Origin of the sequence: Streptomyces iconiensis (assembly GCF_028657195.3) — a bacterium.
In the GTDB taxonomy this organism is placed as follows: domain Bacteria; phylum Actinomycetota; class Actinomycetes; order Streptomycetales; family Streptomycetaceae; genus Streptomyces; species Streptomyces iconiensis.
This window is the reverse complement of record NZ_JANCPR020000008.1, coordinates 151,802-177,087: the sequence shown is the minus strand read 5'-3', so window position 1 is coordinate 177,087 and position 25,286 is coordinate 151,802. Positions and strand designations below refer to the sequence as shown.

The 25,286-nt window shown below is 69.7% G+C and carries 22 protein-coding genes; 4 read left to right on the top strand and 18 right to left on the bottom strand.

Annotation, left to right across the window (positions count from 1 at the left end; genetic code table 11):
- Positions 1-52: 52 nt before the first annotated feature.
- Genes ruvX through NMN56_RS10450 form a run of 4 tightly spaced genes read right to left on the bottom strand, consistent with a single transcriptional unit; the run spans position 53 to position 4,022 of the window.
- Positions 53-526, bottom strand: a complete 474-nt coding sequence (gene ruvX / locus NMN56_RS10465) for a Holliday junction resolvase RuvX (protein WP_274038902.1) — start codon at positions 524-526, stop codon at positions 53-55.
- The gene (alaS, locus tag NMN56_RS10460) at positions 526-3,201 is read right to left on the bottom strand and encodes an alanine--tRNA ligase (protein ID WP_274038901.1); all 2,676 of its coding nucleotides are present in this window, start codon (positions 3,199-3,201) and stop codon (positions 526-528) included. Before alaS ends, ruvX begins: the two co-directional genes overlap by 1 nt.
- On the bottom strand, positions 3,201-3,548 hold the full coding sequence (locus tag NMN56_RS10455; protein ID WP_274038900.1) for a DUF6167 family protein: 348 nt from the start codon (positions 3,546-3,548) through the stop codon (positions 3,201-3,203). The genes alaS and NMN56_RS10455 overlap by 1 nt, the downstream gene beginning before the upstream one ends.
- 9 nt (positions 3,549-3,557) lie before the next feature.
- Positions 3,558-4,022: a DUF948 domain-containing protein gene (locus NMN56_RS10450; RefSeq protein WP_274038899.1), complete on the bottom strand. Its 465-nt coding sequence runs from the start codon at positions 4,020-4,022 to the stop codon at positions 3,558-3,560.
- A 173-nt stretch (positions 4,023-4,195) separates the two neighbouring features.
- Here NMN56_RS10450 and NMN56_RS10445 point away from each other — a divergent pair, with 173 nt between their 5' ends.
- Positions 4,196-6,478 (top strand): ATP-binding protein, encoded by a 2,283-nt coding sequence (locus tag NMN56_RS10445; RefSeq protein WP_274038898.1) that lies wholly within the window; start codon positions 4,196-4,198, stop codon positions 6,476-6,478.
- A gap of 31 nt (positions 6,479-6,509) precedes the next feature.
- On the opposite strand, the gene rpsD is transcribed toward NMN56_RS10445, so the two are convergent.
- Positions 6,510-7,121: a 30S ribosomal protein S4 gene (rpsD, locus tag NMN56_RS10440; RefSeq protein ID WP_274038897.1), complete on the bottom strand. Its 612-nt coding sequence runs from the start codon at positions 7,119-7,121 to the stop codon at positions 6,510-6,512.
- 184 nt (positions 7,122-7,305) lie between these two features.
- On the opposite strand from rpsD, the gene NMN56_RS10435 reads away from it, so the two are divergent.
- A complete protein-coding gene (locus NMN56_RS10435) occupies positions 7,306-7,980 on the top strand; it encodes a DUF2470 domain-containing protein (RefSeq protein WP_274039357.1) in 675 nt (224 codons plus the stop codon).
- A 75-nt stretch (positions 7,981-8,055) separates the two neighbouring features.
- Here NMN56_RS10435 and NMN56_RS10430 read toward each other — a convergent pair whose 3' ends face one another.
- The 4 genes from NMN56_RS10430 to NMN56_RS10415 form a co-directional block, all read right to left on the bottom strand.
- Entirely contained in the window at positions 8,056-9,417 is a 1,362-nt protein-coding gene (locus NMN56_RS10430; protein WP_274038896.1) for a replication-associated recombination protein A, read from the bottom strand.
- 82 nt (positions 9,418-9,499) lie between these two features.
- A complete protein-coding gene (locus NMN56_RS10425) occupies positions 9,500-10,135 on the bottom strand; it encodes a vitamin K epoxide reductase family protein (RefSeq protein ID WP_274038895.1) in 636 nt (211 codons plus the stop codon).
- 69 nt (positions 10,136-10,204) lie between these two features.
- Positions 10,205-11,467, bottom strand: coding sequence for a histidine--tRNA ligase (hisS, locus tag NMN56_RS10420; RefSeq protein ID WP_274038894.1), 1,263 nt, complete (start codon positions 11,465-11,467; stop codon positions 10,205-10,207).
- Positions 11,468-11,478: 11 nt separating this feature from the next.
- Complete coding sequence (locus tag NMN56_RS10415) at positions 11,479-12,201, bottom strand: MBL fold metallo-hydrolase (RefSeq protein WP_274038893.1); 723 nt, start codon at positions 12,199-12,201, stop codon at positions 11,479-11,481.
- A gap of 160 nt (positions 12,202-12,361) precedes the next feature.
- On the opposite strand from NMN56_RS10415, the gene NMN56_RS10410 reads away from it, so the two are divergent.
- Positions 12,362-13,201: a peptidylprolyl isomerase gene (locus NMN56_RS10410; RefSeq protein WP_274038892.1), complete on the top strand. Its 840-nt coding sequence runs from the start codon at positions 12,362-12,364 to the stop codon at positions 13,199-13,201.
- Positions 13,202-13,382: 181 nt separating this feature from the next.
- Positions 13,383-14,612 carry a DUF349 domain-containing protein gene (locus NMN56_RS10405; RefSeq protein ID WP_274038891.1) on the top strand — a complete coding sequence of 410 codons (1,230 nt, stop codon included), beginning with the start codon at positions 13,383-13,385 and terminating at the stop codon, positions 14,610-14,612.
- A 224-nt stretch (positions 14,613-14,836) separates the two neighbouring features.
- Here the strand turns inward: NMN56_RS10405 and NMN56_RS10400 are convergent, their stop codons facing one another.
- From NMN56_RS10400 to NMN56_RS10360, 9 genes are all read right to left on the bottom strand, one after another.
- A complete protein-coding gene (locus NMN56_RS10400) occupies positions 14,837-17,407 on the bottom strand; it encodes a RelA/SpoT family protein (protein WP_430542521.1) in 2,571 nt (856 codons plus the stop codon).
- Positions 17,408-17,605: 198 nt separating this feature from the next.
- Positions 17,606-18,148, bottom strand: coding sequence for an adenine phosphoribosyltransferase (locus NMN56_RS10395; protein ID WP_274039356.1), 543 nt, complete (start codon positions 18,146-18,148; stop codon positions 17,606-17,608).
- Between the two features lie 38 nt (positions 18,149-18,186).
- Positions 18,187-19,356, bottom strand: a complete 1,170-nt coding sequence (gene secF / locus NMN56_RS10390) for a protein translocase subunit SecF (RefSeq protein ID WP_274038889.1) — start codon at positions 19,354-19,356, stop codon at positions 18,187-18,189.
- 1 nt (position 19,357) lies between these two features.
- Complete coding sequence (gene secD / locus NMN56_RS10385; protein ID WP_274038888.1) at positions 19,358-21,154, bottom strand: protein translocase subunit SecD; 1,797 nt, start codon at positions 21,152-21,154, stop codon at positions 19,358-19,360.
- Positions 21,155-21,309: 155 nt separating this feature from the next.
- Positions 21,310-21,819 (bottom strand): preprotein translocase subunit YajC, encoded by a 510-nt coding sequence (yajC, locus tag NMN56_RS10380; RefSeq protein WP_274038887.1) that lies wholly within the window; start codon positions 21,817-21,819, stop codon positions 21,310-21,312.
- Positions 21,820-21,985: 166 nt separating this feature from the next.
- Positions 21,986-23,044: a Holliday junction branch migration DNA helicase RuvB gene (gene ruvB / locus NMN56_RS10375; protein ID WP_274038886.1), complete on the bottom strand. Its 1,059-nt coding sequence runs from the start codon at positions 23,042-23,044 to the stop codon at positions 21,986-21,988.
- A gap of 64 nt (positions 23,045-23,108) precedes the next feature.
- Entirely contained in the window at positions 23,109-23,741 is a 633-nt protein-coding gene (ruvA, locus tag NMN56_RS10370; protein WP_274038885.1) for a Holliday junction branch migration protein RuvA, read from the bottom strand.
- Positions 23,738-24,268: a crossover junction endodeoxyribonuclease RuvC gene (ruvC, locus tag NMN56_RS10365; RefSeq protein WP_274038884.1), complete on the bottom strand. Its 531-nt coding sequence runs from the start codon at positions 24,266-24,268 to the stop codon at positions 23,738-23,740. The genes ruvA and ruvC overlap by 4 nt, the downstream gene beginning before the upstream one ends.
- Before the next feature lie 234 nt (positions 24,269-24,502).
- Complete coding sequence (locus NMN56_RS10360; RefSeq protein WP_274038883.1) at positions 24,503-25,255, bottom strand: YebC/PmpR family DNA-binding transcriptional regulator; 753 nt, start codon at positions 25,253-25,255, stop codon at positions 24,503-24,505.
- Positions 25,256-25,286 lie beyond the last annotated feature (31 nt).

The following is a 25,286-nucleotide window of genomic DNA, read 5'->3' as shown; positions in this document are numbered from 1 at the left end:
CGAGTGGTGTTCGGGCGGCTGCCGTGTCGCGCGGAACGTTACCGTACCGCGATCAGACAACCACTTCGACGCACTGGCCTGGGGGTTCACCGGACACCCGTTCGGTATCCAGTGCGCTCTGCAGGATCACTACTGCCGCTGCCTGGTCGATGCGTGAACGTCCCTTTTTGGAACTGACCCCGGAGGCCCGCATTCCTTGCGCGGCGGTGACCGTCGTCATCCGCTCGTCGACGAGTCTGACCCGTACGGGTGTGATGTTCTTCGCCAACTCCTCGGCGAAGGCGCGGACCTTGAGGGCCGCGGGGCCCTCAGCGCCGTTCAGCGAACGGGGAAGGCCGACGACGACCTCCAGCGGTTCGTACTCCTCGACCAGCGCCATGAGCCGTCGCTGCGCCGCAGGGACGTCGCGCCCCGGCACGGTCTCGACGGGGGTCGCGAGGACCCCGTCGGGGTCGCAGCTCGCGACCCCGACACGGGCGTCCCCGACATCGACGGCAAGGCGCCTGCCCCGCCGGACGGACGACATCAGGCATTGCCTCCGGCGTCGGCGACGAGCCGCTCGACCGCGCTGATCGCACCGTCGACGGCGGACGGGTCCTGGCCGCCGCCCTGCGCGACGTCGGGCTTGCCGCCGCCCCCGCCGCCCAGCGTCTTGGCTGCGGCGCGCACCAGGTCACCGGCCTTGAGGCCGTTCTCCCGCGCGGCCTCGTTGGTCGCGATGACGGTGAGCGGGCGGCCGTTGGTCACGGCGAACAGCGCGACGACGGCGGGACGGCTGCCGAGCCGCTGGCGCACGTCGAGAACCAGGGTGCGCAGATCGTCGGCCGCCGTGCCGTCCGGCACCCGCGCCGTGACCAGCGCCACGCCCCGTACGTCCCTGGCGCCCTCGGCCAGGCCCGCTGCGGCCTGGAGCACCTTCTCGGCGCGGAACCGCTCGATCTCCTTCTCCGCGTCCTTCAGCCTGGTGAGCATGCCGGAGACCCGCTCGGGCAGCTCCTCCGGACGCCCCTTGACCAGCTCGGTGAGCTGCGAGACGACGGTGTGCTCGCGCGCCAGGAACTTGTAGGCGTCCACACCGACCAGCGCCTCGACACGGCGCACGCCCGAGCCGATCGACGATTCGCCGAGCAGTTTGACCAGGCCGAGCTGCGAGGTGTTGTGCACGTGGGTGCCGCCGCACAGCTCCTTGGAGAAGTCGCCGATCGTCACCACGCGTACGGTCTGCCCGTACTTCTCGCCGAACTCGGCCAGCGCGCCCTGCTTCTTGGCGTCGTCGATGCCCATGTACTCGGCGTGCACGTCGAGTTCGCGGGCGAGCACCTCGTTGATCTTCTGCTCGACGTCCGTGAGCACACCGCCGGGCACGGCCGCGGGCGAGCCGAAGTCGAAGCGGAAGCGGCCCGGCGCGTTCTCCGAGCCCGCCTGCGCCGCCGTCGGGCCCAGCGCGTCGCGCAGCGCCTGGTGGGTGAGGTGGGTGGCGCTGTGCGCGCGGGCGATGGAGCGGCGCCTTCCGGCGTCGATCTGCGCATAGGCCGCCGAGCCGACGGTGACCTCGCCGACCTGTACGACGCCCTTGTGCACGCTGACGCCGGGTACCGGCTGCTGCACGTCGCGGACCTCGATGATGGCGCCGCTGTGCAGCCTGATGCGGCCTGTGTCGGCGAGCTGGCCGCCGCCCTCCGCGTAGAACGGGGTGCGGTCGAGGACGACCTCGACCTCGTCGCCCTCGTGCGCGGCGGGCGAGGAGACGCCGTCGACGAGCAGCCCGACGACGGCGGCCTCGTCGGCCGTGTCGGTGTAACCGGTGAAGGCGGTCGCGCCCGCGCTGTCGGCGATCTCGCGGTAGGCGGACAGGTCGGCGTGGCCCTGCTTCTTGGCCCTGGCATCGGCCTTGGCGCGGTCCCGCTGCTCCTTCATGAGGCGGCGGAAGCCCTGCTCGTCCACGGAGAGGCCCTGCTCTGCCGCCATCTCCAGGGTGAGGTCGATCGGGAAGCCCCAGGTGTCGTGGAGCAGGAACGCCTTGTCGCCCGCGAGTACCTTGCCGCCCTCGGCCCTGGTCTCGCTGACGGCGGTGTCGAGGATGTTGGTGCCGGCCTTGAGGGTCTTGAGGAAGGCGGCCTCCTCGGCGAGCGCGACGGTCTCGACCCGCTTGCGGTCGGTGATCAGCTCCGGGTACTGCTGCCCCATCGTCTCGATCACGGTGTCGACGAGGTCCTGGACCACGGGGCCCGTGGCGCCGAGGATGCGCATGTTGCGGATGGCGCGGCGCATGATGCGGCGCAGGACATAGCCACGGCCCTCGTTGCCGGGCGTGACGCCGTCGCCGATGAGCATCACGGACGTACGGATGTGGTCGGAGACGACGCGCAGGGAGACGTCGGAGCCCTCGGCGGCGCCGTACGCGACACCGGTCAGCTCGGTGGCCTTGTCGATGACGACGCGCGAGGTGTCGATCTCGTACATGTTGTGCACGCCCTGGAGGATCATCGCCAGGCGCTCCAGGCCGAGCCCGGTGTCGATGTTCTTGCTGGGCAGGTCACCGAGGATCTCGAAGTCCGTCTTGCTGGAGCCCTCACCGCGCTCGTACTGCATGAACACGAGGTTCCAGATCTCGACGTACCGCTCGTCGTTGACGGCGGGGCCGCCCTCGGGGCCGAACTCGGGGCCGCGGTCGTAGTTGATCTCGGAACAGGGACCGCAGGGGCCCGGGACGCCCATGTCCCAGTAGTTCTCCTCCATGCCGAGGCGCTGGATGCGCTCCTCGGGGAAGCCCACGACATCGCGCCAGATCCGCTCGGCCTCGGGGTCCTGCTCGTAGACGGTGACCCACAGGCGCTCGGGGTCCAGGCCGTATCCGCCCTTGTCCTGCGGGGTCGTCATCAGCTCCCAGGCGAGCTTGATGGCGCCTTCCTTGAAGTAGTCGCCGAAGGAGAAGTTCCCGCACATCTGGAAGAAGGTGCCGTGCCGGGTGGTCTTGCCGACCTCCTCGATGTCCGGCGTACGTACGCACTTCTGCACGCTCGTGGCGCGCGGCCAGGGCGGGGCGACCTCACCGAGGAAGTAGGGCTTGAACGGGACCATGCCGGCGGGAACCAGGAGCAGCGTCGGGTCGTCCGCGATCAGCGATGCCGAGGGCACGACGTGGTGCCCACGCTCCTCGAAGAAGCTCAGCCAGCGGCGGCGGATTTCAGCCGACTCCATCAGTGGTCCTCATTCCGGTCGTACGGGTGCGTCGGGTAGTTGGTGCGGGGGGCGGAGCGCGCGCCGAGCTGCTGTCTGCCGGGCTGCGCGGGCAGCTCGCGGTGCGAGGGCCCTTCGACGGGCGCCGACAGACCGAGCGCGTCCTTGAGTTCGACCTCGCGCTGGGACATCCCGGCGCGCACGTCGAGGGCGAACTCCTTGAGTCTGTGGCCGCCCTCGACGGCCTTGTCGGCCGCACGGACCGCGAGCGCGTCGGGCGCGAGGGAACGGATCTTGCGCTGGACCTTGGTGGTGGCCCAGACACCGGCGGCTGCACCGGTGGTGAACCAGAAGGCGCGGCGGAACATGGTGCGGGATCAGCCCTTTCCGCGCTTGCGTCCTGCCCGCCTCGCGGCGGGAACTGTGCGGCTCACGACCACCTTGCGCTGCGGCGCCGTCCTGTCCCCGTCCTTCTTGCCCCCCAGGGCACGGCGGACGCCGTAGCCGAATGCGGCGACCTTGACGAGTGGGCCGCCGAAGGCGGTCGAGACGGTGGAGGAGAGCGCCGAGGCGTTGGAGGTGACCTCTTGGACGTCGGTCGCGATGGCGTCGACGCGGTCGAGCTGGGTCTGCGCTGAACGTACGGTCGCCGATGCCTCTCCCAGGAGGGGGACCGCCTGTTCCGTCACGCCTGACACCAGCTTGGTCGCCGCCTTGAGCGTCTGGGCGAGCCTCACCAGCACAACGGCGAGGAACGACACCAGAATCGCCCAGAAGACGGCCACGAGGAGGCCGGCAACTTCTCCACCGGACACGCTGCACCGCTTCCCTTGGATCGTCATGGGGTCGGCCGCCGCTCGCCGGGTGGCCGACCGCGGCGGCGGATGAGGTACCGACCTTATCGCGCCGTGCCCCCGCGCCCGTACCGCATTCCTGGTGGGCCGCACAGGGGGCGTGCTGTCATCGGTCCGGGCGATTGTACGGTGAGCGAACAGGCCAGTACGCTCCGTGTCCCATGCGACCCTTCGAGCATCACGGACAGCCCTCGGACGGAGCCGGAAGGCCCCGGCGCACGCCGCCGGCATACGGTCGGATCCCGGCCGAGCTGAACCGCTTCGTGGGCCGCGGCGCCGAGTCGGGCGCACTGGAGGAAGCGCTCGGACGCTCCAGGCTGGTGACGGTGACAGGTGTCGGCGGGGTGGGGAAATCACGGCTTGCGCTCCGCGTCGCCGAGCGCGTGCAGGATCGCTTCTGCGACGGTGTATGGCTGGCTGAACTCTCCTCACTGCGCGACGGATGCCTCCTCGACCACACCGTCGCGGGAGCCGTGGGCCTGGCGAACGGCTCCGTACGCCCGCCGCGTTCCGCGCTGCTGCGCCATCTCGCCGACCGCGAGGCCCTGTTGGTGATCGACGGCTGTGAGCACCTGGTCGGCGAGTGCGCCGAGCTGGTGGGCGCGCTGCTGCGCCGCGCGCCAGGACTGCGGGTGCTGGCCACCAGCCGCAGGCCGCTGGAGATCGGGGGCGAACACGTCTTCACGCTGCGGCCGATGCCGGTCGACGAGGCCGTCGAGCTGTTCATGGAGCGCGCGAGCGCCGTGCTCCCCCGTCCGCCCGGGCCTGATGAGACCGTCGCCGAGGTGTGCCGCCGCCTGGACGGTATCCCGCTCGCCGTCGAACTCGCCGCCGGACGGCTGCGAGTGCTGACCGTCGAGCAGATCGCGCACCGTATCGAGGACCGCTTCCGGCTGCTGGCCGGCACCGACCGCAACGCGCTCCCCCGCCACCAGACGCTGCGTACGGCGATCGGCTGGAGCCACGAGCTGTGCACCGCGCGGGAACGGCTGCTGTGGGCACGGCTGTCGGTCTTCGCCGGTGACTTCGGCCTGGAGGCGGTCGAGTATCTGTGCTCCGACGAGGCACTGCCGGCCGACCGCGTGCTGGGCGTACTGGACGAGCTGGTGGCGCAGTCCGTCGTCGTACGGGACGTGCGTGCCGACACCGAGGGACAGGCCCGCTACCGGATGCTGGAGACGGTCCGTGAGTACGGCGCCGGATGGCTGGAGAAGCTGGGCGAGGACCACGAGCTGCGCAGACGGCACCGTGACTGGTACCTGGGCCTGGCCACCTGGTGCGAGCTGGACTGGTTCGGGCCGCGGCAGGAGGACGTGACGGCGCGCGTCGAGCGCGACCTGCCCAATCTGCGGCTCGCGCTCGAACTGAGCCTGGAACAGCCCGGGGACGCGCAGGCGGGGCAGCACCTCGCCGCGACGCTGTGGTTCTACTGGATCGGGTGCGGGCGCGTGACAGAGGGCCAGCACTGGCTCGACCGCGCGCTGGGCACCGAGGGCGTGCACCCCCGTGCCCGCGCGAAGGCGCTCTGGGTCTCCGGCCTGGTGCTCACGGTGCGCGGCCAGGTCGTCTCCGCACTCGGCGTGCTGCACGAGTGCCTGGAACTGAGCGAGCGCGAGGGCGACGAGACTGCGACCGCGTACGCGCTCCAGATGCTCGGCTGCCTGGCCGTGGTCAGCGACGAACTCGGGCGCGCCAAGGCCCTGTTGCGCGACGCGCTGGACCGCTTCCGCCAGCTCGGCGAGCTGAACGCGCTGGTGGTGCTGGCACAGGTCGAGCTGGCGATGGCGCACGCCTTCGACGGCGAGCTGGAGACCGCGCTGACCCTGAGCGAGGAGGCACGCGACATCTCCGCCGGCAGCGGCGAGCGCTGGGTCCTGTCGTACACGCTCTACCTCCTCGCCTATGTGCACATGGTGCGCGGCGATCACGCGCGGGCGCGGGAGCTGTCCTCGGAGTGCCTGGCGATCAAACGGGACTTCCACGACGTGCTCGGCATGACCATCGCGCTGGAACACCTGGCGCCGCTCACGGCCGCAGAGGACCCCGAGCGCGCCGCGGCGATGCTGGGCGCCGCCGAGGACGGCTGGCGGCTGGTGGGCGCGCGGCGCTTCGGTTCACGCCACTTCGAGAGCCTCGCCGCCACCTCGCAGGCGCACCTGCGTGCCGCGCTGGGCGGCGCGTACTACGAGCACGCTTTCACGCGCGGACGCGAGCTGGGCCTGCTGACGGTCGTGGACCGCGAGGTGCGCGGATGGCACGCGGCGCGGGAGAGGGACCGGGTAACGGGCGCCCGCTCCACCGGCACGGAGACGGGCCGCAGCACACAGGGTTCGGCGGGGCGGCTGCCCGGGGCCGGGGCCGCGCCCGAGGGGGAACAGGGCCAGGACACACCTCAGCCCGCCGTGCCTCCGCCGGGCGGTGCCGACGGAAGGCAGGCGGGCTGAGAAGCGGGCCCGTCCGTGGTGCTGAACGGGCTCAGCGAGCGTAGTACTCGACGACGAGCTGCTCGTCGCAGATCACCGGGATCTCCTTGCGGTTGGGGTCCCGGTCGAGACGGAACGCCAGCGCCTGAAGGTTCACCTGGAGGTAGCGAGGGGTCTCGCCCTCACCGGCGTAGCCACCCTCGCGGGCGACCTGGAACGGGTACTTGCTGCGGCTGCGCTCACGCACCATGACGACGTCGTCGGGGCGCACACGGAAGGACGGCTTGTCGACCTTGCGGTCGTTGACCGAGATGTGACCGTGCACGACCATCTGACGCGCCTGGTAGATCGTCCGCGCGATCCCGGAACGGAGCACGAGCGCGTCGAGACGGCGCTCCAGCTCGATGACCAGGGCCTCACCGGTCTTGGCACCGGTCTTGCGCGCGCGGTCGTACGCACGGCGCATCTGGGACTCGCTGATGTCGTACTGCGCGCGCAGACGCTGCTTCTCCAGCAGACGGACCTTGTAGTCACTGTTCTGCTTGCGACCCCGGCCGTGCTCACCCGGCGGGTAGGGGCGCTGCTCGAAGTACTTCACGGCCTTGGGAGTCAGCGCGATGCCGAGGGCACGCGACTTCTTGACCTTGGGACGCGACTGGTTCACGTTGAACGGACCTCCGTGTAAGTTAGGTGAGGCTTACCTTAGCTGAGGAGAACGCATGTTTCGACCTGGGAGTTCCCGCTACGGCACCTGCGCCGACGGGGATCAGCCGCGTCCCGTGGAAGACGTCCGGCAGCCCACTGCCGCCGAACGTGTACGCACCCTCGTGCAGTCCAGCGTATCCGCCATGCTGACCATTCCGAGCACGGCCACCGGACAGGACGAGACCGGACCGGGTGGGCCGGAGGCCCGCGCCGTCACCCCCGAGGGCGACGTGATCCTGCTGGTCCCCGCCGACTCACCGGAAGCGCGCGCCTGTGCGTACGCGCAGGACGACGACCTCACCGCAGTGATGGAGATCACGGATGTGGCACCCGTCTCGGTGCCCCATCGCATCAGAGGACGCGCCTGGGTCGCGGGCTGGCTCACGCCCGTACGCAACGAACAGCGCGCCGCCTGCGCCCGCCTGCTCGCCACGTCGCACCCCGGCCCGGCGGCCGGAACCGCCTGGTCCATGCTGCGGCTGGAGGTCGGTGAGGCATACGTCGACGACCTGTGGGGCGCGGAATCCGTCGAGCCGGACGAGTTCGCCGAGGCCGAGCCCGACCCGCTGATCCCGCACGAGGCCGAGCTGATCCAGCATCTCGCGTCCGCACACGGGGACCAGGTGAGAACGCTGTGCGCCTGCCGGGAGGGCGAACACGTCGTTCCCCTCGGCGTGGACAGGTTCGGGCTGCGTGTGCGCTCGTGGGGCGCGAGCGGCGCGTGTGTGGACGCGCGCTTCGACTTCCCCTCCCCCGTCGACTCCGTCGCCGAACTCCGGCACGCGATGCACGCGCTGTTCACGGCGGCCCAGGACTGAACGAACCGGGTACACGGGCGCGCACGTGCGGTCCTGGTGCCCTCGCTTCCGGGGCACAGCGCTCGTCTCCCGGGGTCAGCTCTCGTCGGTGTCGCCCTGGAGGCGGGCGCGGACCCGTTCGGCCACGTCCGCGTACCGCGCCTCCGTGCCGTGCCGCGTCGGCTCGTAGTAGCGGCGGCCGTGCACGGCGTCCGGCGCGTACTGCTGCGCCGCGATACCGCCCGGCAGATCGTGCGGGTACTGGTATCCCTGGCCGTGGCCGAGCTTCTGCGAGCCCTTGTAGTGGCTGTCACGCAGATGCGGCGGCACCGGTCCCGCCAGTCCCCCGCGTACGTCGGCGAGGGCAGCGTCGATGGCGAGATACGCCGCGTTGGACTTGGGTGCCAGCGCGAGCGCGACCGTCGCCTGGCTCAGGGTGATCCGTGCCTCGGGGAAACCGATCATCGCCACCGCCTGGGCGGCGGCAACGGCCGTCTGGAGCGCCGTCGGATCGGCCATTCCGATGTCCTCGCTGGCGGAGATCATCAGTCGCCGTGCGATGAACCTCGGGTCCTCGCCCGCGTCGATCATGCGCGCGAGGTAGTGCAGCGCCGCGTCCACGTCGGAGCCCCGGATGGACTTGATCAGCGCGCTGGCGACGTCGTAGTGCTGGTCCCCGTCGCGGTCGTACTTCACGGCCGCGCGGTTGACCGCTTCCTCGATGGTGACCAGGGAGATCGCCGTCTCGCCCTTGGAGAGTGCGGCGCCGGCGCCCGCCTCCAGCGCCGTGAGGGCACGGCGCGCGTCGCCGCCCGCGATGCGCAGCAGATGCGCCTCCGCGTCCTCGGGCAGCGTCACCTCGTCCGCCAGGCCCCGCTCGTCGGTCACGGCGCGGCGCAGGAGACCGCGCAGGTCGTCGTCGGTGAGCGGTTCCAGGGTCATGAGCAGGGAGCGTGAGAGCAGCGGGGAGATCACCGAGAAGTACGGGTTCTCCGTCGTGGCCGCGATCAGGGTGACCCAGCGGTTCTCGACGGCAGGCAGCAGCGAGTCCTGCTGGGCCTTGCTGAAGCGATGGATCTCGTCGAGGAAGAGAACGGTGTCCTTGCTGTACGCGCCGGAGGAGCGGCGCGCTCCGTCGATGACGGACCTGACCTCCTTGACGCCTGCGGTGATCGCCGACAGCTCGACGAAGCGCTTGTCCGTCGCCTGGCTGACGACGTAGGCGAGGGTCGTCTTGCCGATGCCGGGCGGTCCCCACAGCAGCACGGACGAGGGTCCGGCGGGTCCGCCGCCGCCCTCACCCACCAGGCGGCGCAGGGGCGATCCGGGACGCAGAAGGTGCTGCTGTCCGACGACCTCGTCGAGCGTACGCGGCCTCATCCGTACGGCCAGGGGGCTGGCGGACGGATCCTTGGCCTGACGGTCCTCTGCTGCTGCGGTGAAAAGATCGGGCTCCACGCGGAAACCCTAAGTCAGGCCACTGACAACCGGGACGGGGCGGTACGCGGCGGCCTTCGCCGTCCCGTTCGCCGGGTCCTGCTCAGCCGGTCCAGAAGTCCCACCAGCGGGTGAGGACCAGGATGCCGATCACGCCGATGTGCAGGACGGGCAGCACCCAGGGGAACTCGTCGGCGAAGCCGCGCACGGAGGCGGGCGCCGGCAGGAAGCCGTGACGGACGTTGTGTGCCGTGACGTACCAGAACATGATGATGGTGGCGACCCAGGCCAGGCAGCACCACAGGCAGAGCGAGCCGATGTTGTACAGCGACTGGTACATCAGCCAGGTGCAGAACCCGACTCCGAAGAGGGTGCCCGCGTTGAAGGTGAGCCAGTACCAGCGCGGGAACCGTACGCGGGTCAGGAGCGTGACGCCGACGGCGATGACGATGCCGTAGGCGACGAGCCCGATCATGGGGTTGGGCGCTCCGAAGGCGGCAGCCTGGTCGCTCTCCATGATGTTGCCGCAGGACACAATGGGGTTGATGCTGCACCCCGGCTTGAAGTTCTTGTCCTCAAGCAGGTGGAACTTGTCGAGCGTGATGATCCAGGCGGCGAGCAGTCCGGCGGCACCCGTGACGATGAGCATCCACGAGAACGCTCGACCCGCGCCGACGGCACCCCCCTTGGGTGCGTCCGCATCGCTGTGCGTCTCGTCGAGGGGTGCCGTCGTGGTCATAGCGTTCGTCGTCCCGTCATCTGGTCCATGGCCGGTGTGCCGCTCATTCTGCCCCACCGGGTACGGGTGTTACCGCACCGTGGCCGTCACTTCGGCCACCACACGATCGAGTGCGACGGACTTCTGTTCGCCGCTTTCCAGGTCCTTGAGCTGGGCCACTCCCTCGGCCAGGTCCCTGTCGCCGAGAAGCAGCGCGAAGCGTGCGCCGGAACGGTTGGCCGACTTCATGGCGTTCTTCATGCCCTTGGAGCCGTAGGAGAGGTCGGCGGCGACACCCTCCCTGCGCAGCGCGGTCACCAGGGCGAAGAGCCGGTGGCGTGCCTCGTCGCCGAGCGGGACGGCGAACACCTCGGTGGTGGGCGGCAGTTCGAGCCGCACCCCTTCGGCCTCCAGCGCGAGGACCGTACGGTCGACGCCGAGCGCCCAGCCGACGGAGGGCAGCGGGGGTCCGCCGATCATCTCGGACAGGCCGTCGTACCGTCCCCCGCCGCCGACGGCGGACTGGGACCCGAGGCCGTCGTGGACGAACTCGAAGGTGGTACGCGTGTAGTAGTCGAGCCCGCGCACGAGCCGGGGGTCGTCCTCGAAGGCGACACCGGCAGCGGTGAGCAGTGTGCGCACCTCCTCGTGGAACGCCTTGCACTCCTCGCACAGGTGGTCGCGCATCATCGGCGCGTCCTTCAACTGCCGCTGCACGCTGTCGCGTTTGTCGTCCAGCACGCGCAGGGGGTTGATCTCGATACGGGCGCGGGTGTCGTCGTCCAGGTCGAGGCCGCGCAGGAACTCCTGGAGCGCGGCGCGGTAGACGGGGCGGCACGTCCTGTCGCCCAGGGAGTTGAGCAGCAGCCGGAAGTTCCGCAGGCCCAGCGAGCGGTACGCGTCGTGGGCCAGGATGATCAGCTCGGCGTCGAGCGAGGGGTCTTCCGCGCCGATCGCCTCGGCGCCGACCTGCGAGAAGTGGCGGTAACGCCCCTTCTGCGGGCGCTCGTAGCGGTAGTAGGAGCCCGAATACCACAGCTTCACCGGGAGGTTGCCCGCCTTGTGCAGGTTGGCCTCCAGGGCGGCGCGCAGCACGGAGGCCGTGCCCTCGGGCCGCAGGGCCAGCTCGCTGCCGCCCTTGGTGGTGAGGGTGTACATCTCCTTGGTCACGATGTCGGTCGACTCACCGACGCCGCGCGCGAACAGTTCAACGTTCTCGAACCCGGGTGTCTCCACGTACCCGTACCCGGAGCGCCGCAGCGGGGCAGCGATCGCCTCGCGCACCGCGAGGTACGTCGCGGACTCGGGCGGGAGCAGGTCGTAGGTGCCCTTGGGGGCCTTGAAGGTACTCACGTAGCTTCTCGTCACATTCCTCGTCGCGGAGCGGCGGCATCGGGTCCGCCGCTCTCGGGGCCGCCGGCCGCCACCTGCCGCATGAAGGGGTTGGTGGCGCGCTCTCGGCCGATGGTCGTCTGGGGACCGTGTCCGGACAGGACCACCGTCTGGTCCTCCAGCGGCAGGCACACGCGTGCCAGCGAGCTGAGGATCTCGGCGGGGTCGCCTCCGGGAAGGTCGGTACGTCCGACGGAGCCGGAGAACAGCAGGTCGCCCGAGAAGAAGACCGGAGGTACGTCGGCCTGTTCGGGCATCCTGAAGGTCACCGACCCCTTGGTATGGCCCGGCGCGTGCGCGACGGTCAGCTCCAGGCCCGCCAGCTCCAGCCTGGCGCCGTCGGACAGCTCCTCGACATCGTCGGGCTCGCCGATGGTCAGCTCTCCCATGAGGGGCTGCCCGATGGCCCTGCCCAGCGCTTTTTCGGGGTCGCTCATCATGTACCGGTCGGCCGGGTGGATCCAGGCGGGGACGTCGTGCGCGCCGCAGACGGGGACGACGGAGGCGACATGGTCGATGTGGCCGTGCGTGAGGATCACGGCGACCGGCTTCAGCCGGTGCTTGGCCACGGCCTCCTCGACTCCCTGGGTGGCCTGGTGGCCAGGGTCGATGATCACGCACTCCTCGCCAGCGGCCGGGGCGACCAGATAACAGTTGGTCCCCCAGGCCCCTGCGGGGAACCCGGCAACGAGCACGATCGTCCTTCATTCATCCGACAACGGGGAACGGCGATATCGCCGACAAGGCAGGTCACAGCGTACCGGCGCGTGCGAGCACGGGGCGAACCGTATCCGGGCCGTATACGGTACGTGGCCACGAACCCTGGACGCGCAACGCCTCGAAGGAGACGAAACCGTGGTCAGCAATGAGCAGCGCAGAAAGCAGCTCGCCCGCGAGAAGTTCCAGCGCCAGCTGGAGCGGCGGGCCGCCGCGCGGCGCCGGGCACGCATACGGAACAGCGCCATCGCGGTCGGCGTGGTCCTCGTCCTGGCTGCGGGCGGCGCCTACGCGGCCTCCGGAGGGCTGGGCGGGGACGACAAGGACGACGCAGCCGCCGACACCCCTGAACAGTCGCCCTCGCCCAGCAAGGCGCCCGACCCCTGCGCCAAGCCGGCCAAGGGCAAGCCGAACGGCAAACAGTGGAAGAAGGAGCCGGCGATGAAGATCGACAAGTCGGCCTCCTACGCGATGGATCTGAAGACCACGTGCGGCACCATCGGCATCGGCCTGGACGCGGAGAAGGCGCCGCACACCGTCAACTCCTTCAACTTCCTGGCCGGTGAGGGCTTCTTCGACCACACGCGCTGTCACCGGCTGGTCGACGAGAACATCCACGTCCTCCAGTGCGGCGACCCCCGGGGCACGGGCCAGGGCGGGCCCGGCTACACGCTCCCCGACGAGAACCTCAAGGACCCGCGGCTGAAGGGCAAGACGTACCCGGCGGGCACGGTCGCGATGGCCAACCAGTACGACGCACGTACCGGCAAGGGCAGGGACAGCGGCGGCAGCCAGTTCTTCCTGGTCTTCGAGGACAGCCAACTGCCTCCTGACTACACACCCTTCGGGAAGATCGAAAAGGGCATGGGCGTACTGAAGAAGATCGCCAAGGCCGGGAGCACACCTGATCCTCAGACGGGCAACACCGCGCCCAACGCGACCGTTGTGATCGACAAGGCCACGGTCAGGAGGTCGTGAGGCCCTCCATGCCGGGAATTTCGGCCGCGCGGATTGCGGACAGCGCAGCCGCCGGTCGCCTATGTTGGCGTTGTGTAGGGTGCCTGCGCCGACGGCCGGACCATTCTGTCGGCCGGACGAAAACTGTGGACGATGCCGGGGGCCACTCGCCCCTATTCAGGCATCATGTGGAGGAGGCGCTGTGAGCAGCGACCCGTGGGGCCGCGTCGATGACGCGGGGACTGTGTACGTGCGTACGGCCGACGGCGAGAAGGTCGTCGGATCGTGGCAGGCGGGCTCCCCTGAGGAAGCCCTCGCCTACTTCGAGCGCAAGTACGACGGTCTGGTCGTGGAGATCGGTCTCCTGGAGCGCCGGGTGAAGACCACGGACCTGTCGGCCAAGGACGCCTCGGCCGCCATCGGGCACCTGCGCGAGCAGGTGGACGCGCACCACGCGGTCGGCGACCTCGACGCACTGCGCGTCCGGCTCGACAAGCTGGTCGAGACGGTCGACCAGCGCCGCGAGGAGCGCAAGGTCCGTAAGGCGCAGCAGACCGAGGAGGCGCGCGGCGCGAAGGAACAGCTCGTCGCCGAGGCCGAGGAACTGGCCCAGAGCGAGCAGTGGCGGGCGGCGGGCGAGAGGCTGCGCGCGCTCGTGGACACCTGGAAGGGCCTGCCCCGGCTGGACCGCAAGACCGACGACGAACTGTGGCACCGCTTCTCGCACGCCAGGTCCGCCTTCTCCAAGCGCCGCAAGGCACACTTCGCGCAGCTCGACGCGCAGCGCGAGGAGGCCAGGCAGCGCAAGGAGAAGCTGGTCGCCGAGGCCGAGGCGCTCTCCCAGTCCAGGGACTGGGGCCCGACAGCCGCCAAGTACCGCGAGCTGATGCAGGACTGGAAGGCGGCGGGCCGGGCGCAGCGCGAGTACGAGGACGACCTGTGGAGCCGCTTCAGGGGCGCGCAGGACGTCTTCTTCCAGGCCCGTAGCGAGGTGTTCGCCGAGCGCGACACCGAGCAGCGGGAGAACCTCACGGTCAAGGAGGAGCTGGCGGCCGAGGCCGAGAAGCTGCTCCCGATCACCGATCTGAAGGCCGCGCGGAACAGCTTCCGCGCCCTCAACGAGCGCTGGGACGCCGTCGGGCACGTACCGCGTGAGGACCGGCCGAAGATCGAGGGCCGGATGCACGCGGTGGAGCGAGCGATCCAGGAGGCCGAGGAGGCCGAGTGGCGCCGCAGCAACCCCGAGGCACGCGCCCGCGCCGCGGGGCTGACCGGCCAGCTCCAGGACGCGGTCGACAAGCTGCGCGGCCAGATCGAGAAGGCACGCGCCGCCGGCAACAACGCCAAGGCGGAGAAGCTGGAGCAGGAGCTGGCAGGTCGCCAGGAGCTGCTGAACCAGGCGCTCAAGGGCCTGGAGGAGTTCGGCGGCTGACGCGGCCGGCGCTCCCGCCGGCGAACGTGGGGGCTCGTGCCGTCCGGGATGCTGCCGGACCCTCGCCGTCGTGGTCGCACGCCGTAGCAGCACGCGAGGGGGGTGGAGGCTGAGCCTCCACCCCCTTTGGCGTGTTCGGAGCCGTGCGCTGGTTGGGGCCCGGGCGCCCCGCAAAGCCGCCCGGGCCGGGCGCCCCGCAAAGCGCCCGCTGAGGCCGTCGCCCGCTATGGCCGTCGTGCCGAGGTCACGCGGTAGACGTCGTAGACGCCTTCCACGCCGCGTACCGCCTTCAGGACGTGCCCGAGGTGCTTGGGGTCGCCCATCTCGAAGGTGAAGCGGGAGGTGGCGACCCGGTCGCGGGAGGTCTGGACGGCCGCGGACAGGATGTTCACGTGCTGGTCCGAGAGGACGCGGGTGACGTCGGAGAGGAGCCGGGAGCGGTCCAGTGCCTCGACCTGGATGGCGACCAGGAAGACCGAGGACTGGGTGGGCGCCCACTCGACCTCCAGGATCCGCTCGGGCTCCTTGGACAGGGAGTCGACGTTGACGCAGTCCGCGCGGTGCACCGAGACGCCGTTGCCGCGCGTGACGAACCCGATGATGGGGTCGCCGGGCACGGGAGTGCAGCAGCGTGCGAGCTTGACCCAGACGTCGTCCACGCCCTTGACGACGACGCCCGGGTCGGACGCCGTACGCCGCTTGGTACGGGTCGGCATCGGGGGCGCGGTCTCGGCCAGGTCCTCCTTGGCCTCGTCCTCCCCACCGACCGCCTGCACCAGCTTCTGGCACACGCCCTGGGCTGACACATGGCCCTCGCCGATCGCGGCGTAGAGCGCGGAGATGTCGGGGTAGCGCATCTCGTGGGCGAGGGTGACGAGCGAGTCACCGGTGAGGATGCGCTGGATCGGCAGGTTCTGCTTGCGCATCGCCCGCGCGATGGCGTCCTTGCCCTGCTCGATGGCCTCGTCGCGGCGCTCCCGTGTGAACCAGGCGCGGATCTTGTTGCGGGCCCGCGGTGACTTCACAAAGCCGAGCCAGTCGCGGGAGGGCCCGGCGCCGGACGCCTTGGAGGTGAAGACCTCGACGGTGTCGCCGTTGTCCAGGGTCGATTCGAGCGGCACCAGGCGGCCGTTGACGCGCGCGCCGATGGTGCGGTGACCGACCTCGGTGTGCACGGCGTACGCGAAGTCCACGGGCGTCGCTCCGGCCGGGAGCGCGATGACGTCGCCCTTCGGCGTGAAGACGAAGACCTCGTTGCGCGAGAGGTCGAAGCGCAGGGACTCCAGGAACTCCCCCGGGTCCTCGGTCTCCTTCTGCCAGTCGAGGAGCTGCCGCAGCCAGGACATGTCGTTGATCGTGTCCTGGCCGGCCTTGTCCTTGCCGCCGCCCTTGGGCACGTCCGTACGCACCTTGGAAGCGCCTGCCACGGCCTGCTGCTTGTACTTCCAGTGCGCCGCGATGCCGTACTCCGCGCGGCGGTGCATGTCGAAGGTGCGGATCTGGAGCTCCACCGGTTTGCCGCCGGGCCCTATGACCGTCGTGTGCAGCGACTGGTACATGTTGAACTTGGGCATCGCGATGTAGTCCTTGAAGCGCCCGGGAACCGGGTTCCAGCGCGCGTGGACGGTGCCCAGTGCGGCGTAGCAGTCGCGGACGGTGTCCACCAGGACACGGATGCCCACCAGGTCGTAGATCTCCGCGAAGTCCCTGCCGCGCACGATCATCTTCTGGTAGACGCTGTAGTAGTGCTTCGGCCGCCCGGTGACGGTGGCCTTGATACGGGCCGCGCGCAGATCGGCCTGGACCTCGTCGGTGACGACGGCCAGGTACTCGTCGCGCTTGGGGGCGCGCTCGGCGACCAGGCGCACGATCTCGTCGTACATCTTGGGGTAGAGGATCGCGAACGCGAGGTCCTCCAGCTCCCACTTGATGGTGTTCATGCCCAGGCGGTGTGCCAGCGGCGCGAAGATCTCCAGGGTCTCCCTGGCCTTCTGCTCCTGCTTCTCCCGCTTGAGATAGCGCATGGTGCGCATGTTGTGCAGGCGGTCGGCGAGCTTGATGACCAGCACACGCGGGTCCTTGGCCATCGCCACGACCATCTTGCGTACGGTCTCGGCCTGCGCCGCCTCGCCGAACTTGACCTTGTCTAGCTTGGTGACACCGTCCACGAGCAGCGCGACCTGGTCACCGAAGTCCCGGCGCAGCGTGTCGAGGCCGTACTCGGTGTCCTCGACGGTGTCGTGCAGGAGGCCGGCCATCAGCGTCGCGGGGTCCATGCCCAGCTCGGCGAGGATCGTGGTCACGGCGAGCGGGTGCGTGATGTACGGGTCGCCGCTCTTGCGCTTCTGGCCGCGGTGCCACCGCTCTGCGACCTGGTAGGCCCGCTCGATCTGGCGGAGCGTGGACGACTCGATCTTGGGGTCGTTGCTGCGCACTATCCGCAGCAGCGGCTCCAGGACGGGGTTGAACGGGCTGGAGCGCTGCACGCCGAGACGCGCCAGACGGGCGCGTACGCGGTTGGAGGAGCCGGAACGTCCCGAGACACCGGAGACGGCACGCGCGGGCGCCACACGGTCGAGAGAGCCGTTCTCGTCGCCGTTCTTGCCGCTGCCGCCGGAGGAGCCCTCGCTCGCGCCCTCGCCCTGGGGGTCGGCGGAACGTGATTTCCCGCCACCCTTCTTCCCGGGCAGGGGTTCGGTCGCCGTGGCACCTGATCGCTTCTTCGCGTTGTTCGCGCGATCCGCTTCCTGGCGCTGCGCGGCGGTGAGCTGCTGGGCCTCGTCTGGCAAGAGCACTCCTCGTTGGACCCCAGGTCGGACTGCCATGGTAGCCACCATGGCCGCCGCATCCCTCCTCCAGCCGTGGGAGGTACGGGAACGACGAAGGCGGCCACCCCCACCGGCCTGGGCCGGGCACCGCTCCCAAGGGAACGTATCGGGTGGCCGCCTTATGCCGCTGCCGGAGCATGTGTCATGTGGCCGGACTGTGACAGGTCAGACCGTGACCAGCGAGTCCAGGGGCGTCCGGCCGAGGGCCGGCTCCAGCCTGGCCCTGCCGCCGAGGAAACCCAGCTCCAGCAGTACGGCCACACCGGCGATCCTGGCCCCCGCACGCCGGAGGAGTTGCACGGAGGCGTCCACGGTGCCTCCGGTGGCCAGCACGTCGTCGATGATCAGGACGCGGTCGGCCTCGCCGAGGTCCTCGGCGTGCACCTCGATCTCGGCGTTCCCGTACTCCAGGTCGTACGCCTGGCCCAGGGTGGCGCCGGGGAGCTTGCCCGCCTTGCGTACGGGCACGAAGCCGACGCCCGCGCGGACGGCGGCCGGCGCGGCGAGGATGAAGCCACGCGCCTCCAGACCGACGACCTTGGTGGCGCCGTGCCTGTCGACAAGCCCGGCGAGCGCGTCGGTCAGCGCCGAGAACGCCACGGGGTCGGCGAGCAGCGGCGTGATGTCCTTGAAGACCACGCCCGGCTTCGGGTAGTCCTGCACGTCGCGGATGCGGCTGGAGAGCAGTTCCCGTACATCTGGGGCGATCAGTGGGGCGGCTGCGGGATCCAGGGTGCTCACCTCGTTCACCTGCGCTTTCCGGACGGGCGGCCCCGGCTCTTGCCGCGGGAGGGCTGCTGGCGGCGCTGACCGGTTCCCGCGCCCGCCGTCGCCGAGCCGCCACCCTCCGCGTCGTCGACGGTGACCGGGGTACCGCCTCCGCCGCTCCTGCCGGGCGGGGTGTCCTCGGGGTCGTCGGGGCCCTCGGGGTCGCGGCCCTCGTGTTCCTCGGCCCTGGCCCGCTTGGTGTGCACGCGCTTGGCGAGCGCCTTCATCTGCGGCTCGCGCTCCTTGAAGTCGGCGACCAGCGGGGTCGCGATGAAGATCGAGGAGTACGCGCCCGCCGCGAGGCCGACGAACAGCGAGAGCGCGATGTCGTTGAGCATGCCGCCACCGAGCATGCCGCCACCGATGAACAGCAGTCCCGCGACCGGCAGCAGGGCGACGATCGTGGTGTTGATGGAGCGCACCAGGGTGGCGTTGATGCTGCGGTTGGCGATCTCGCTGTAGGTGAACTTGGTCTGCTTGGTGACGTTCTTGCTGCCCTCTCTCAGCCCGTCGAAGACGACGACCGTGTCGTAGAGCGAGTAACCGAGAATCGTCAGCAGTCCGATCACGGTGCCTGGCGTGACTTCGAAGCCGACCAGCGAATAGACACCGACGGTGATCGTGAGGTCGTGGATGAGGGCGATGAGCGCGGCCAGCGCCATACGCCACTGGAAGGCGATGGCGAGATAGATCACCACCAGGACCAGGAAGATCCCCAGTCCTTGCCACGCCTTGTTGGCGATCTGCTCGCCCCAGCTGGGACCGACGAGCTGTGCGTCGATCTTCTCGGCGTTGACGTGCAGTTCGTCGGCGAGCTTCTCCTTGACGGCGGAGGAGGTCTTGGTGTCGACGCCGGCGATCTGGACGCGCATCCCGCCGTCGCCCAGCTCCTGGACGATGGCCGTGTGCCCGGAGATCTTCTCCGCCGAGTCGGTGGTCCGCTCGACGGAGGCGGTGGTCTTGGGCGTGGTGAAGACGGCCCCGCCCTCGAACTCGATGCCCATGTTGAGGCCGCGGACGACGAGCCCGACGATCGCCGTGATGGTGATCAGAATCGACAGGCCGTACCAGAACTTCCGGTGACCGATGAAGTCGTAGCCGACCTCACCGCGGTAGAGCCGGGCGCCGAGATTACCGAGACGGGACATCTCACGCCTCCTTCGTGTCGGTGCTGACGGCGGTACGGCGACCGCGCCTCAGGGGCGGTTTGGCCCCGAGTCGCGTGGGGTCGAGCCCGGACCAGGGATGGCCGTCGGAGAAGAACTTCCTGCGGGCCAGCAGCGTCATGATCGGCTTGGTGAAGAAGAAGACCACCACCACGTCGAGCGCCGTGGTCAGGCCGAGCGTGAACGCGAAGCCCTGCACCTTGCCGACCGTCACGATGAACAGCACGGCCGCGGCCAGGAACGACACGAAGTCGGAGACAAGGATGGTGCGCCGGGCGCGCGGCCACGCACGCTCCACGGCTGGCCGCAGCGTGCGGCCCTCGCGCACTTCGTCTCTGATGCGTTCGAAGTAGACGATGAACGAGTCAGCCGTGATTCCGATGGCGACGATGGCACCACAGACGGCCGGGAGGTTCAGCGCGAAGCCGATCGCGGGACCCAGCAAGGTCATGATCGTGTACGTCAGGATCGCCGAGACGATCAGGCTGACGATGGCGATGAGCGAGAGCCCGCGGTAGTAGGCGACGAGATAGATGATCACCAGTGCGAGGCCGATGGCGCCCGCGATGAGACCGGCCTCAAGCTGGTCGCTGCCGAGTGCCGCCGTGACGGTGGTGACGTCCGACTCGTCGAAGGAGAGCGGCAGGGCGCCGTAGGAAAGGATGTTCCCCAGGTCTTCGGCCGACTCCTGCGTGAAGCTGCCCGAGATCTCGGCGTTGCTGGTCAGCCGCTCGTTGACGCTCGGGGCCGAGACCACCTCGCCGTCCAGCGCGATCGCGAACTGGTTCTGCGGCTGCTGCTTGCCGGCGAGCTTGCCCGTGATGTCGCCGAACTGCTTGGAGCCCGTGTCGTCGAACGACATCTGGACGATCCAGGTGGCGCGCTTCTGGTCGAAGACGGCCTTCGCCTCGTTGACGTGCTTGCCCTGGACGGCGACGGGCCCGAGCGCGTACTTGATCTTCTCCTGCTGGTCACAGGCGACGATCGGCTCGGAGGGCTTGGCACGTGCTGCCTGCTCGCTCGCCTTGGCCTTGGCCTCGGTGCCTGAGCAGTTCAGAGCCTGGAGCTTCTTGTCCAGACCGCCCGGAAGCTGCGGCTGCTGCGGCTGCTGCGGGGGGACAGAGGGCTGCGGGGTCTTCTCGCCGCCCGGCTCGCTCTGCTTGGGAGTGGGCGTCGCATCGGTCTTGGCGGTCTGCGACTTCAGGCCCTCGGTGACCGCCCGGCCCTGGCCCGAGGGCGAGGAAGAGTCGGATGGAGACGCCTCGTCATCGGAATCTCCGCTCTTTTCCCCGTTTTTCTCGCTTTTCTGCTTTTTGTCCTTCTTGCCACCCGCCGTGTCCGAGGGCTTCGGCTGCGGCTGCTGCGGCGTGGTCTGCGCGTACGTCAGCACCGGACGGAAGCCCAGCTCGGCGGTGGTGCCCACCTGTTCGCGAGCCTGCTTGGAGTTCGTGCCCTTAGGGATGTTGACGATGATGTGCCGGTCACCCTGGGTCTGGACCTCGGCCTCTTGCACACCAAGACCGTTGACGCGCCGCTCGATGATGCTGACGGCAGTGTCCATGTTGGTCTTGTTGATCGCGTTGGGCTTGCCGGGCTGGTTCTTGGCCTCAAGCGTGATGCTCGTGCCGCCCGCGAGGTCGATGCCCAGTCGAGGCGCCTTGTGGCCCGCGAGGAACATGCCCCCGACGAGACCTGCCATGACCAGCATGATCAACGTCAGGGAACGCCATGGCTTCCCCTGGGCGCCCGGGGACCTACGGCCCCTCTTCGGTGCTGCCACCTTCTCGTCTCTCCCTGTCCAACCGCCCAGGCCGCCCCCCTAGTTCGGCCGGGCGACCGGCGGCACGCGAAGTGGTCTGTGGACGTGCTACGCCGCCGGACCCGGTCTCCCTGAGCCTTCGGCCAGGAGGTACCCCCGGTCCGGCGGCGCCGACCTTACTTGGAGTCGGAGTCTCCGTCCCGCTTGGCGTCCTTGGAGTTGGTCTCGGTGTCGGCCTTGGCCGCTTCCGCGTCCACGGGCTCGTCGGAGTCGGCGGTGTCGGCGTCCTCGGAGGAGTCGTCCTTGCCGAGGTCGATCTTCCGCTCGTCGGACGTGTCGTCACCCGCGGTCAGCGAGGAGGCGTCGTCCGGCACGACGGTGTCGACGTCGAGGTCCTGGCTGTCCGAGCCGTTCACAATGCGGTCGAACTCCTCGTCGGGGAGAACGGCGCCGATGGCGTTCTTGGCGAACAGCGCGTGCGCGCCCGGTTCGAGCTCAAGGAGAACCGCGTCGTCCCGGATCTCCTTCACAACGGCGTACATTCCCCCGATCGTCCGGACGCCGGTGCCGGGCTGCATCTGGTCACGCATCTGCGTGGCCGCGCGCTGCTTCTTCTTGGCAGAGCGGGTCATCAGGAACATGGCCCCGATAAGAACGATGAACGGGAGCAGAGCAATAGGATCCACGGCGGAAGATATTCCTTCACATAGCCGCGTCTCAGCGGCCTGGGGGTATTCGGGGTGGGCAGCCGTCCTTGAAGGGGCGGCGTCGGCGGAGTCTAAGCGAGCCTTCGCCGATGGAACAACGTCAAGCATGGCACCGGGGTTCCTGACCCCGCGACTCTCCGCGCCGTCACGCTCCGAACAGTCCCGGTTGCCCCGATCCGCCCGGAGTTGACGGGTGGGGCTGTGGGGGCGGAGTGAGGCCCAAGTGTGCCCATGCTGCGGGGGTGGCGACGCGACCACGGGGAGTGCGCGCGAGCAGTCCCTCCCGTACGAGGAAGGGCTCAGCCACCTCCTCGACCGTCTCGCGCTCCTCCCCCACGGCGACGGCCAGCGTCGAGAGGCCGACAGGGCCGCCGCCGAAGAGCTTCAACAGCGAACGGAGAACGGCGCGGTCCAGCCTGTCGAGGCCGCGCTCGTCCACCTCGTAGACCTCCAGCGCGGCGGAGGCGATCTCACGGGTGATCACACCGTCGGCCTTGACCTGTGCGTAGTCCCTCACACGGCGCAGCAGTCTGTTGGCGATACGGGGGGTGCCGCGCGAGCGCCCCGCGATCTCGACCGCGCCCTCGGGATCCGTACGCACGTCCAGGAGTTGGGCCGAGCGGTGCACGACCAGTTCCAGCTCGGCGGGTTCGTAGAAGTCCATGTGCCCGGTGAATCCGAAGCGGTCGCGCAGGGGCGGCGGCAGGAGTCCCGCGCGTGTGGTGGCGCCGACGAGGGTGAAGGGCGGCAGTTCGAGCGGGATGGCCGTCGCGCCGGGGCCCTTGCCGACGATCACATCGACGCGGAAGTCCTCCATCGCCATGTACAGCATCTCCTCGGCCGGCCGGGACATCCGGTGGATCTCGTCGAGGAAGAGGACCTCGCCCTCCTGGAGCGAGGAGAGGATCGCGGCGAGGTCGCCCGCGTGCTGGATCGCGGGGCCGCTGGTGATTCTGATGGGAGCGCCCATCTCGGCCGCGATGATCATGGACAGGGTGGTCTTGCCGAGTCCTGGCGCCCCGGAGAGCAGCACGTGGTCGGCCGTACCACCGCGTGCGCGTGCTGCCCGCAGGACGAGGTCGAGCTGCTCGCGCACCCTGTGCTGGCCGATGAACTCGCCCAGTTCCTTGGGCCGCAGGGCCGCTTCGACGGCCTGGTCCTCGGTGTCGGCGTCGGCTCCGACGAGCCGTTCGTCAGAGTTCATGCTGGGGTCCTCCGGCTTGTGGGCGTCGCGCGCGGGAACGGCGGGGTCGGGGGCGCCAACCGCCTCACCGTGCCCGGTTCAGCTGCTGCAGCGCCGCCTTCAGGAGCCGGCCGACCTGCGGGGTGGCTCCCTCGGCGAGGGTGGCCTCGGCCTGCGGCGCGACGGCCGAGACCGCCTCGTCGGCCTCCCGGGTCGCGTACCCCAACCCCACGAGCGCCGCGTGCAGTTGCTCGCGCCAGCCGGCCGCGACAGGGGTGCCGACGCCCTGCGCCCCGGTGTGCCTGCCGGTGCCGAGGGGCTCGCCGAGACGGTCCTTCAGCTCCAGCAGCAGCTTCTGTGCGCCCTTCTTACCGATGCCGGGCACGGCGGTGAGCGTCTTCTCGTCGCCGCTGGAGACCGCGGTACGCAGCGTGTCCGGGCTGTGCACGGCGAGCATCGCCTGTGCGAGGCGCGGTCCGACGCCGCTGGCGGTCTGGAGGAGTTCGAAGGTCTGCCGTTCGTCGTCGTCGGCGAAGCCGTAGAGCGTCAGCGAGTCCTCGCGCACGACCAGCGAGGTGGCGAGCTTGGCCTGCTCGCCCACCCGCAGTCCCGCGAGGGTGCCCGGAGTGCACTGGACGGACATGCCGATGCCGCCGACCTCGACCACGGCGGAGTCGGGGGCCAGCGCGGCGACGGGTCCTGAGACGAAGGCGATCATCGGATGGTGCCTTTCAGACGCTGTGCTGCTACGGCTTGCTGGAGGCGATTCTGCGCGGGCGAGCGCCAGATGTGGCAGATGGCGAGCGCGAGCGCGTCGGCGGCGTCGGCCGGCTTGGGCGGCGCCTCCAGCCGCAGCAGCCGGGTCACCATGGCGGCCACCTGCGCCTTCTCGGCGCGGCCCGAGCCGGTGACGGCGGCCTTGACCTCGCTGGGCGTGTGCAGTGCGACGGGCAGTCCGCGTCGCGCGGCGCACAGCATGGCGACGGCGCTGGCCTGTGCCGTGCCCATGACCGTGCGCACGTTGTGCTGGCTGAACACCCGCTCGACGGCGACGGCTTCGGGGCTGTGCGCGTCCAGCCACTCCTCCATGCCGCGCTCGATGAGGACCAGGCGCTCGGCGACGGCCGCTTCGGAAGGCGTACGGATCACGCCGACGGCCTTCATGGTGAGGGGGCGGCCGGCGACCCCGTCGACCACGCCGATGCCGCAGCGGGTCAGACCCGGGTCAACTCCCAGCACGCGCAACGCGTTCCTCCTCCGTCGGCCGGCTCTCGCACCTGATTCCGCTGTTCCCGCAGGTTATCGGGTGCCACCGACAACGCAGCCACCGCAGTCACCGCGATCGTCGCGGTCGCCGCCGTCACCGCCGTCGAGCTGTACGGCCGGAGTGCGCCGCGCGGCCGGCGGAGTGGCGCGCTGCCAAAGGGTGCGGCCCGGCGGAACATGTGTCCCGCCGGGCCGCACCCTTGAACGCTTCGCTCAGGCGTCGACCTTCGCCATCACGTCGTCGGAGACATCGAAGTTGGCGTAGACGTTCTGCACGTCGTCGCTGTCCTCCAGCGCGTCGATCAGCTTGAAGATCTTGCGCGCGCCTTCCTCCTCCAGCTGCACCTGCATGCTGGGCACGAAGCTGGCGTCGGCCGAGTCGTAGTCGATGCCGCCCTCGACGAGCGCGGTACGCACGTCGACCAGGTCGGTGGCCTCGCTGATCACCTCGAAGTTCTCGCCGAGGTCGTTGACCTCCTCAACTCCCGCCTCCAGCACGGCAGCGAGGACGTCGTCCTCGCTCAGGCCGTTCTTCGGGACGATGATGACGCCCTTGCGGTTGAAGAGGTACGAGACCGAGCCCGGGTCGGCCATCGAGCCGCCGTTGCGCGTCATGGCGACGCGCACGTCGGAGGCCGCGCGGTTGCGGTTGTCGGTGAGGCACTCGATCAGCACGGCGACACCGTTGGGGCCGTAGCCCTCATACATGATCGTCTCGTACTCGGCGCCACCCGCTTCGAGGCCGGCACCACGCTTGACCGCGCTGTCGATGTTCTTGTTCGGAACCGACTGCTTCTTCGCCTTCTGGATGGCGTCATACAGCGTCGGGTTGCCGTCGGGGTCGGCACCACCCGTGCGGGCGGCGACCTCGATGTTCTTGATCAGCTTTGCGAAGAGTTTGCCGCGCTTGGCATCGATCACGGCCTTCTTGTGCTTGGTGGTTGCCCACTTAGAGTGGCCGGACACAGCCTCGCTCCTTCAAAATCTTCGACTTCAG